We start from the raw sequence: 10,235 nt of genomic DNA, 5'->3' as shown, positions 1-10,235 counted from the left end.
CGAGCCCAGCCAGTACGCGTCTCGGCATCACGACACCCTGCTTTTCATCGCCAGCGCTTATAGCTCATCGATCGCCCGACGCCATCCGGCTGGACGACGGTGACGGAGTTGCAAGGCGCAACAGGATCGGCCCCGATCACTCGTGCTTCGTTGCCGGCTGCAACGGTCCACTGGCTGCCGCAACGGCTCGCACCGGAAACAACCGCCCCCGGCTGCACGACATGTGGGCCGAGCATGCTCATCGTCGCGCCCGTGAAGTCACCCGTGTTCAGTGGCCTGTGTCGCGCCGAGCAGCCTTGCCCGACGCGATCTCCCTCACCCGGCCTTAGAAAGTAAGGCCCCGACATGCGCTTCGCGCCGCCGCGCTGCGCCGAAGGTAAAGAAGCGGGCAAGTTGCGATCCACCTCCGGTATTTGATCCCGCCAGATCGCCTTGACCATGAAGCGCGGCATCCGGATATCGATGAACTCCCAGTCGCGCGCCGTGAGTTTGCCCGTCAGATACCAGCCCTCGCGCCACTGTTTGGGCCGAATGCTGGTGTGATAACCCGAGTGCAGCCCAAAGCCGCTGCTGGCGCCAAAGCCACAGCCATTGGGTCGCTCCTCCGTGTACCGATCTTGCGCGATGAGATCGCCATCGCGCAGTGCGACCAGCAGTTCGGCCTCCCCCTGCGCCTTCCAGGCAATTCTGGGATCCTGCGGCAGGTTCCAAGGCTGATAGGTCGGCGCGGGCTCCGGCAGCAACTTCGCCGCCTCGCTTCCCCGCGCAACCGCTACCTTCTGAACATGCGCCAGCGTCTCATCGAAGCTCCATAGCGTGCGATCGAGCGTCTTCAACGACATCAGGTGCCTTGTGGCTCAGGGTTGGAAAAATTCGGAACCTAACGTGAACATTCATCCCACTCAAGGCTCTCTGTAGCGTAGGGTGGGACCGGCCCACCCTTTCCCGCTCGACATTGGTTGTCCCAGCGATACCTGCTGGCGTCCGCATCGATCATGCTCCCGACCTACGCCTGTCCACCTCCCTCAGGAAACCTCACGACCCGATTCAAAGCGACGCACGCCATCCACAACCCGCTTCAATTATTGTGCGGAATGGTCTGACTGCGGGGCCGACGGTCGGGCCGTCGGCCTCGGCTTGCTTGATGGTTGGCTTGGCTCGCCGTTCACCTTCAAACCTCGCCTATCCGGTTGTTACCCACGCCCGCTAAAGGTAGGGTGGTTGCATTCTCCGGAGTAGAGCCCGTCGAAGGTCGGAGCAGCGGCCCCGCCGGCCATTCCGAGCAGTGAGAGGAACGCGTTGAACGGATAGAAGCGCCGATTGAAGCGGAGCGTGAACCCGTTGAAGTAGGCTTGCAGATGCTTGGCACTGACGCCGTGATGGATGCCATTTATCCAGGTCTTCAGATTGGCGAAGACCAAGTGGATGATCGGCAGAATTTCCTCTACGATCTCCGGGTCTCCGCAAGCGGCGATCGCGTGATGGTCGAATCCGCGCTTGCGAAGCCCGACATAACCGCTCCAGTCGTCGGTGACGATCAGCAATCCGGGAGCAACGGCGTTCTCGACGAAACTGCCGAGCGAATTGGCGCTGCGGTCGGGGACGACGGCGAGACGGACGCGTCCCGCTTAGCGACCGTCTTTCCGATTGTCGAGCTTGGTTCCCGGCTTGCGGCGACGCACCTCCACGGCGCAGGAGACGAGAACCTTGTGATGGACCCCACGGCCTTCCCCTCGGGTCCGTCCGCCCACCCACGTCTCATCCACTTCGACATGCTCTTGCAGCCTGCCGCCAATCTTGTCGCGCTCTGGGCGCACCATCCCGGCGCGGAGCTTGTGAAGGATGCCGAAGGCAGTCTCATAGAGCGACAGGCCGAGTTGCCGTTGAAATTGAACGGCCGACATTCCGGGCGTTTGGCTGGACATCAGGTAAGCCGCCCAGAACCAGGTCGACAATGGCGTGTGACTGCGCTCCATGACAGTCCCAGCCATCAGGCTTACGTCTTTGCGACAGGCGCGGCAGCGCAGAACACCCGGGCGCGCTTCGAAACGGAACGGTTCGCCGACAACGCCGCAGCTGGGACAGACGAACCCACCATGCCAGCGGGCCTTTTCGAGATATGCAGCACAGGTCGCGTCGTCGGGAAAAATGCGCTGAAATTCCCGCAGCGACTCCGGAAACGGCAGATCTTCACGGGCCAGGACATCCATACCAAACGCTGGATCTCGCAGGTATGGAGGTCAACCGGATAGGCAAGCTTCCAATTTTCGTTCCACGTCACTCGCTGTGATGGACACGCTGCCGACGCCGTGCGATGGCCGAAACTGGAAATCGCTTCGGGCTGCGAAAGTCTGGGGAGGAGCGGGATGGTGGATCAAGAGTCGAACTCCAGTCTGGCCGATACGGTCTCGATACTTGCCAAGCGGTATGGTGATCGCACCGCGCTGGTGCAAGGCGCCCGCAGCCTGAGCTATGAAAGCCTCGCCGCCGCGTCGGCGCGTCTCGCGCATGCCTTTCGGGTTCGTGGGGTCGCGCCTGGCGACCAGGTCGGCATCGCGCTGCGCGACGGCATGGACCACATGACCGCGCTCTTCGCGCTCTGGATGCTCGATGCTGTCGCCGTGCCGATCGACTTCCGCACCCGTGCCGAGGAGCGCGTCCGTCTCGCTGAGGAGTTCGATCTCGCCTTCATGCTGGAAGACCGCGATCTCGGCGGCGGAGCCTATCCGTCGCTCGTCTGGGACGGCGAGTTCGCGGAACTCGTCGCGCGGCAGTCCGCAACCGCCCCCGACCGCGATCCCTCCGCCGGCCATCCGGCCGCGATCTCCCTGACATCCGGAACGACCGGTCGGCCGGCTGGCATCGTCATGAGCCACGGCGATCTGATCGGACGCTGCCTTGGCGGTCTGGTGCCGGTGGACGGCGTCTCTGTCAGTGCGGGCGGGCGCTTCCTGAACGCCTATCCGTTGTCCTTCTCAGCCTCGCGACACCATTCGCTGCGCCATTTGCTGATCGGCGCGACGATCCTGTTCCATCCGCCGACATTCGGCGCCCTCGAACTGGCCGAGCGCGTGCGAAAGGACAACATCACGTTCCTGTTTGCCGTCCCCGCGACGGTCGCGGCCATGCTCGATGCCGTCGGCGAGGGCGACGAGCCATATCTGCCGATGCTCGAGACGCTCTATTGCGGCGGTTCGGGCATGAGCGCGGAGGACAAGCTTCGGGCCTACCGCCGGTTGACCCCGGGCTTTCTTCACTGCTTTTCGGCCAGCCTCTCCGGCACCGTGTCGATCCTGGCCGGCGAGGATGTCTTGAAGCGGCCCGACACCGAGGGGCGCGTGCGGCCCAACGTGTCGGTCGAGATCGTCGACGACGAGGACCGGCCGGTTCCCCATGGACAGGTCGGCGTTCTGCGTGTTCGCTCCGTCGGCATGGCCAGCCATCTCTACCGGGGACGCGACAGGGCGGCGGGAGACCGCATCCGCAACGATTGGGCCTATACCGGCGACCTGGCGCGGCTGAGCGAAGACGGCTTTCTCACCGTGGTTGGCCGGACGTCCGACCTCATCATCCGGGGTGGTGCCAACGTCCATCCCGGCGAAGTCGAAGCGGCGATCTCGCGGCGGGCCGGCGTGCGCGACGTTGCAGTGATTGGCTATCCCGATCCTGCGCTGGGCGAGGAGATCGCCGCCTTCGTCGTCACCGACGGCAGCATCGGCGAAGCGGAACTGAGCGCGCACTGCCGCATCGAACTGCAGCCGGACAAGCGGCCTCGCCGTTTCATTCTTCTCGATGCGCTGCCGCGCAACGCCAACGGCAAGGTGCTGCGCACCGAACTCAGGACGCGGCTGTAGCGGTCATTCCCGCCGGTGCGGCAGACCGGACGCGTTCGGACGACGCCGGAACGGGAGCGGAAACCGTGATGTCGCCGGCGAGTTCGCCACCGAGAAGCAGCGTCTCCATGGCAGCGGCGACGTGCGCCGAAGTGCCGCTCAGGATGTCGTGGTGCCTCTCGACGAGGATATGCACGGCGCGGTTGGGCAGGAGATACTGCCAGACCCCATTCTTGTCGAGATAGCCCGCGGAACGGTTCCTGGAAGCGAGGATATGGCAGCGGGTGTCGAACGGTCGTGGCCAGGCATGGCGATAGGATGCCACAAGCCATGCGCGGGGCCAGTCCTTGAGGCCGGCGTTTCCGTAGCGCAGGCGCTCTCGCGGGACGCCCTTGCGCTTCTTCACCCGGTCAAGCAGGTTCTTGATCGCGCGCACGCGAAGCCATAGCGGCTCGAGGAATGAAAATGTCTCCGAGAGCCGGCCGGTGCCTGAGAACAAGATCAGTCGACCGCGAAGGTCGGCGGGGCTTTCCTTCAGGAGCACCATCGAGCGATGGCGGTCGACGAGCGAATCCGGCATGCCCGGATCGAGCAGCACGAGCGTCTCGAGGTTGCGTCCGCGCTCCTTCAATCGTGGCGCCATTTCCAGGGCGATCAGGCTGCCGGTGCAGAAGGCGGCCAGGCGCACCGGACCCTCGGGCTGCTCGCGTTCGATATGCTCGACATAGGCCTTTGCGACGTCTGCGACCGTCCGCGGGAAGGGCTTATCGCCGCGGATGCCGGGCAGTTCGAGCATGGCGACGCGCGCCCCGCTCGTGATCCCTGCCCTGAAGCCCGGCTTGGGAACGGTATAGCCGCCGCGGCCATGGACGATGAAGAAGGTTTCTCGCGCCGACTCCGTGGGGGTCTCGCCCGTTGCTCCGGACAAGGCTGCTGCCACTGCGCGCGGCGTGCCGTTCTCGAACAGGTCGGAGATCGGAAACACCTTCCCCGTGACGCGCAGGATTTCCATGCTGATCTGCTCACCGAGCAGGGAATCTCCACCGAGATCGTAGAAATCGTCCTCCGCCCCGACTGGCGTCACGCCCATGATCCGGGAGAAGACGTCCGCCATCTGCGTCTCGAGGCCGGCACGCGGCTGCTCGTAAGAGTTGCGGAGCTTAAGCGTCTCCCGTTCGATCGATTTTTCTGTGTCTTGTGTCATCAGGCTCTTTGACCGACGGTTTCTTTTGTTCGAAACTTGTCCTAGGTTTGGCAATTATGCAATGAAATTTCGGCCGAATTCGGCCTTTTCATCAGGATTGGGGATTAAGACGATGTTCAGGCACCTAGCAATGGCTGCAGTTCTGTCGACGGTGCTCATGGTCCAGGAAGTGCGCGCTGAACCGGTGACGATCGCCTCCGCCGCTCAAGGGTCCTCGACCTACAACATCGCGCTGGCGGTCGCGCGCGCTGCCAGCGAGATCGGCGGGCTCGACCTGCGTCCGCAGCCCTACAAGAGCACGAGCCAGGGCGCCGCGTTCGTCGACAGCGGCGAGGTCGATTTCGGTCTCGAGAACGCCTACGCAATGCGGGAGGCGATGCTTGGGCTGGGCCGGTTCGAAGGCCAGAAGATGGACAACCTCAGGTTGGTTTCTCGGCTCCAGCCGCTTCGCATGGCGCTGGCGGTGCGCAAGGATAGCCGTATCCGGGGCTTCGACGACCTAAAGGGGAAGCGCCTGCCGGCCGGGTTCCGAGCCGCCGTCACCGGCGAGATCCTCATTTCGGCCTTTCTCGCCAATGGCGGTCTGTCCTATGGCGACGTGGAGAAGGTTCCCGTCAACGACTTCACCGCCATGGCCGATGCTTTCGCGGCCGGCCAGATCGATGCCTACATCTTCGTCATCGGCACGCCGCGCGACGAACAGGTCTCCCGTACCGTCGGCGGTCTCTTCCCGCTCCCGCTCCACGATGACGAAGCGGCCCTGGCAAAGGTCAGGAAGATCCTCCCGGTCGGTTCACTTGTTCGCCTGCAGCCGGACCCGACACTGGGCGACATTGAGCAGGAAACTGTCGTTCTCGAGTATGACTTCCTCGTCTACACCCATGCCGGCGCGGACGAAGCGACGGTTCGTAAAGTCGTGGAGAGCCTGTATGGCGGCAAGGATCTGATGGTCCAGTCGGTCGCCAGCATGGCCTGGTTCGACCCAACGCGCATGAACGCCGACCTCGGCCTGCCCTATCACCCCGCGGCGGAAGCCTTCTTCCGCGAGAAGGGATTGTCTAATTGAATCTTTCGCCTGCCCGGCATGCGTTATCTGTCGTATCCTCTGTTGCGGGCGTCGCCGTTGTTCTCCTGCCCGTGTTATGGACGTTGGATCCGGCGCGGGCGCTCTCCGCGCGCTTCCTCGGCGAGCAGTTCCTCTGCGTGTTGCTCGCATCTGCCGTAATCTTCATCCTTCTTGACGCCGTCCGCAACGCGAGGGCGTCGGGGGTGCCGCTGCTCGTGGCCGGATCCATGGTCGCGGCGGTGGCGGGTGGCTATCTCCTCGCGCATTTCGGCAGCGATGCGGCCCTGTTCGTACTGCCGACGCCGCTGATCCTCGCCGTCTCCGTTTCGGTCATGGTTACCGTTACCTGGGCGGTGGGCTTGTCCTCGGGCCGCGCGATGGTGATCCTGGTGATCGCGACGCTCGCTGTCGGTTATCTCGCCCAATATCTCGGTGCACCGTTTCACGCGGCGCCAGTCAGCGTGGCGCGATACGTCACCTATATGGTCGTCGGTGGCGACGCCTTTCTCGGGCAGGCGCTGGCCGTCATTGGTGGCACTGTAACCCTGTTCATCTTGTTTGGTGCGATGTTCGAGGCATCCGGTGGAACGGCGGCGCTGGACATTCTCGCGCTTCGCCTTGCGCGGGGCGGCAGCGGCGTCGCCATCAAGGCGACGATCATCTCGTCGGCCTTGTTTGGCACCGTCTCAGGCAGCGCGACCTCCAATGTGTTGACTTCCGGTGCTGTCACCATCACGGGGATGCGGCGTATGGGTGTTCCCGCGCCGCAGGCTGGCGGCATTGAGGCGCTGTCGTCGACGCTCGGTCAGTTAACCCCGCCTGTGATGGGTGCAGCTGCCTTCCTGATGGCCGATATCAGCGGGATTCCCTATGGCAAGATCGCGCTCTCGGCCGCGATCCCCGCCGCGATCTGCTACGTGATCATGCTTCTGCATGCCAACCGATATAGCCGGAGCATCGAGACAACGCGGGCCGAGGCGCCGCCAGATGACACACCGCCGCCTCTCAAATGGTCCATGCTTTGGCATATCGCGCCCTTCGCGGCGATAACCGTCACAATGGTGGGGGGAGACCGGGCGACGGCGATGGCCGGTGTTATGGGAGCTGCGGCGGCGGCTGCCGTTGGGATCGTCCTGCTCGGCCCGCGTGGCTTCGTCGCGCGGCTCCGCGATGTCATGCCGCGAACAATGCGCGCTATGGCTATGCTGGTGCTGGCGGGCTCGGGGCTCGGCGTCGTTGTGGGTGCGCTCAATCTGACCGGACTGGATGTCAGCCTGGCGCTAGGACTGGTGCATCTCGGCGAGGCGAGCCTGTTCCTATCGCTCGTCTTGACGGCGCTGGCCGCGCTGGTGCTAGGGGCCGGGCTGTCTACTAGTGGCGTCTACATCGTGGTTGCAAGCCTGCTCGTCCCGGGCCTCGTCCAGCTTGGCGTTGAGCCGATCGCAGCGCACATGTTCGTGCTGTATTTCGGCGTGGTCTCGATGATCACGCCGCCCGTTGCCTTCGCGGCCCTGGCAGCGAGCGGCATCTCGGGGGCTCGTTTCTCCGAAACGGCCTTCGCGGCAATGCGTTTCGGCTGGTTCCTCTACGTGCTGCCCTTCCTGCTGGTGTTCTTCCCGGGCTTGCTCCTGGCCGCCCCGTTGCCCGAGACGACTGCAACTCTTGCGATCGCGGCGGCGATCCTCGCGGGCGCCGGTTGGCTCTCGGGACGGGCGACGTCGTCACGCCATGTTGTCGCGCGCGATGTGTGCGTCGGGCCTGATTGATACAACCTGGATTCTACGGGGTCGGAACCGTCCGAGAACTCGCGGAGTGCCACCGGCGAGGCGGAGACGCTCCTTGTGATGCCCGTCAATACTATGCAGCGGACGCGCGCCGCCGGCGCGCCGACAGGTCGAATCCCACCTCACATCGTGAAAATTTGTCTCAGTGCTTGCGCCCGGGCATAGGTGGGGTTCGCGTCGCCGTAGTGGGAGGCGAACCGGATGACCTCGATCGAGTAGCGCTCATTCTGCCGTTCGACGGATGGACCGAGACTTTCGGAACACCGAGGTTGTCATGATGCCTCCTTCTTTGAACTCCCAATGCGTGCGACCCGCGCTCGCAGCGTGTTGATCTAGTCGTGTGAGAGTACGACTTGCCATGGTTGCCCTTTCGTGAACTGACGCCCTTCGAGCCAGCCGCGTGCAAGATAGTCGAAGACGGCTTGTGGTGTGACGCCCAAGGCAGCCGCCGTCCCTTGAACCGAGTAGGTGCCATCGGGCCATTGATCTGGGGTGGCGCCTGTGCCGTTGATGTTGACGGTGGGGACGCCCCAATGTTTCCGCAAAAGCCAGAAATTCCCGCCTTTGAACGTGCAGCCGCGTGCCGGGACGTGACCCCGCGACACCGGCAGAACCCCGCATCCATTCGCGCGCCGCAACGCAATGCTCCACCACTGACGCCGTGTGGAAAACCGTCGGCGGGGACTGTCAGGAATTCCGTGTGCGGGCGGGCGGTTGAACATTCTCAGGCCATGGCCCGTGTGAAGCGCTCGCCGCAGAGTATGGCGAACTGCGCTTTTGCCATCGCCCATTCACGCGGCGCCATCTTCCATTCCTTCTCGGCCCTGTTCAAGACGAGAAAGAGCAGCTTCATCGCGGCCTAGTCTGACGGGAAGTGGCCGCGGGCGCGGACGGCCCGGCGAAGCTTGGAGTTGAGGGCCTCTATGGCGTTCGTCGTGTAGACGATCCTGCGAACCTCCTCGGGGAAGGCGAAGAACGGGACGGCCTCGCTCCAGGCCCGGCGCCAGCTCTGGCCGATCACTGCGTATTTGCGACCCCATTCCCCTTCCTCGAACGCCGTCAGAGCCTTTCCGGCCGCGTCTGCGTCGGTGGCCCCGTAGATGTCCTTCAGCGCCACGGCGACCGGCTTGCGACCCTTGTATGACGTGAAGTCGAGGCTGTGGCGCAGAAGATGGGTCCTCGGACTTGATCCGGGGATGCAGGTCTGGACCGTCGCGTCCGGAAAGACCGCGGTGATCGCCTCGGGGAAGCCTTTCAGACCATCGACGACGGCGAGCAGGACATCCTCCACCCCGCGGTTCTTCATCTCGTTCATGACGCGCAGCCAGAACTTGGCGCCCTCGTTCTGCTCCAGCCACAGCCCGAGGACCTCCTTGGTGCCGTCGGCCCGAACGCCCAGCGCGATGTGAACGGCCTTGTTCCTGACGAAGCCCTCGTCCCGGATCTTCACGCGCAGGGCGTCGAAGAAGACGATCGGATAAACCGGCTCGAGTGGCCGCGCCTGCCAGGTGGCGACCTCGTCCAGAACGGCATCGGTGACGGCCGAGATCAGGTCCGGCGAGACGTCGATGCCGTAGAGGTCGTGGAGATGGCCGACAATCTCGCGGGTGCTCATGCCCCGCGCATACATCGAGACGATCTTCTCGTCGAAGCCGGGGAAGCGGCGCTGGTATTTGGCGATGAGCTGCGGATCGAAACTCGACTGACGATCCCGAGGCACGGCGAGTTCGAACTTGCCGCTGTCGCTCGTCACCGTCTTCTTGCCGTAGCCGTTGCGGCCGTTGCCAGCACCGTTCTCGCCGGAAAGATGATGATCCATCTCGGCGTTCAGCGCGCGCTCGGCGAGCGCCTTCTTCAGCCCGTCGAGCAACCCGCCGGGATCGAACGCCGACTTGGGATCGGCGCCAGACAGAAGCTGGTCGAGAAGCGCGTCAGGAATGCTGGGGTCTTTGCGGCGGGCCATGGGTGATCTCCTTCGGTCCCATTATGCCCGCCCGCACACGGAATTCCCGACAGTCCCCGTCGGCGGGGCTCTGTGCAGACCATCGACATGGCGACCCGTGGCCTTCTGGGAAGATCGGACGTGGCGACCGCTACCTTGGGGATATGAAACGCCCGAATCCCCTCCCGCCCGACCATCTGACCGCCACCGAGCGCCACGCTGAGGTCTGCCGCCTGCTCGCGCTCGGACTGGTGCGGCTACACATGCGGGTGCGCGAAGCCAGTGATACCCCGTCTACCCGATAACCCGAAATTCGTCGGGTCGGACGATGTGAAAGTTGTCGTTGACGGTGTCCCGGAAGGATTTCCACTTCTCGGGGAGCGTCGACTTGAAGAAGCGCATGATG

General features: G+C 64.0%; 5 protein-coding genes and 2 pseudogenes. 3 read left to right on the top strand and 4 right to left on the bottom strand.

Features of this window, described 5'->3' with window-relative positions:
• Positions 1–44: 44 nt before the first annotated feature.
• Together N1F91_RS30360 and N1F91_RS30355 are read right to left on the bottom strand one after the other, a co-directional pair.
• Positions 45–842, bottom strand: coding sequence for a hypothetical protein (locus tag N1F91_RS30360; RefSeq protein ID WP_289997644.1), 798 nt, complete (start codon positions 840–842; stop codon positions 45–47).
• Positions 843–1,193: 351 nt separating this feature from the next.
• Positions 1,194–2,210: pseudogene (locus tag N1F91_RS30355) on the bottom strand (IS1595 family transposase).
• A 156-nt stretch (positions 2,211–2,366) separates the two neighbouring features.
• Here N1F91_RS30355 and N1F91_RS30350 point away from each other — a divergent pair.
• Complete coding sequence (locus tag N1F91_RS30350; RefSeq protein WP_289997643.1) at positions 2,367–3,854, top strand: class I adenylate-forming enzyme family protein; 1,488 nt, start codon at positions 2,367–2,369, stop codon at positions 3,852–3,854.
• Here N1F91_RS30350 and N1F91_RS30345 read toward each other — a convergent pair.
• The gene (locus tag N1F91_RS30345; RefSeq protein WP_289997641.1) at positions 3,838–5,037 is read right to left on the bottom strand and encodes an alpha/beta fold hydrolase; all 1,200 of its coding nucleotides are present in this window, start codon (positions 5,035–5,037) and stop codon (positions 3,838–3,840) included. The two genes, N1F91_RS30350 and N1F91_RS30345, sit on opposite strands and share 17 nt — an antisense overlap.
• 25 nt (positions 5,038–5,062) lie before the next feature.
• Between N1F91_RS30345 and N1F91_RS30340 the strand changes: the two genes are divergently transcribed.
• Entirely contained in the window at positions 5,063–6,103 is a 1,041-nt protein-coding gene (locus N1F91_RS30340) for a TAXI family TRAP transporter solute-binding subunit (protein ID WP_289997640.1), read from the top strand.
• Positions 6,100–7,869 carry a TRAP transporter fused permease subunit gene (locus N1F91_RS30335; protein WP_289997638.1) on the top strand — a complete coding sequence of 590 codons (1,770 nt, stop codon included), beginning with the start codon at positions 6,100–6,102 and terminating at the stop codon, positions 7,867–7,869. The genes N1F91_RS30340 and N1F91_RS30335 overlap by 4 nt, the downstream gene beginning before the upstream one ends.
• Positions 7,870–8,611: 742 nt before the next feature.
• Here the strand turns inward: N1F91_RS30335 and N1F91_RS30330 are convergent.
• A pseudogene (locus N1F91_RS30330) lies at positions 8,612–9,850 on the bottom strand (IS256 family transposase).
• Positions 9,851–10,235 lie beyond the last annotated feature (385 nt).

Source organism: Aquibium sp. ELW1220 (assembly GCF_030398385.1).
Classification (GTDB): Bacteria; Pseudomonadota; Alphaproteobacteria; order Rhizobiales; family Rhizobiaceae; genus Aquibium.
This window is presented reverse-complemented; position numbering and strand designations above follow the sequence as displayed.

Coding starts and splice junctions, on each gene's coding strand:
- N1F91_RS30345 (WP_289997641.1), bottom strand. CDS start 5,037: ATGACACAAGACACAGAAAAATCGATCGAACGGGAGACGCTTAAGCTC.
- N1F91_RS30350 (WP_289997643.1), top strand. CDS start 2,367: ATGGTGGATCAAGAGTCGAACTCCAGTCTGGCCGATACGGTCTCGATA.
- N1F91_RS30360 (WP_289997644.1), bottom strand. CDS start 842: ATGTCGTTGAAGACGCTCGATCGCACGCTATGGAGCTTCGATGAGACG.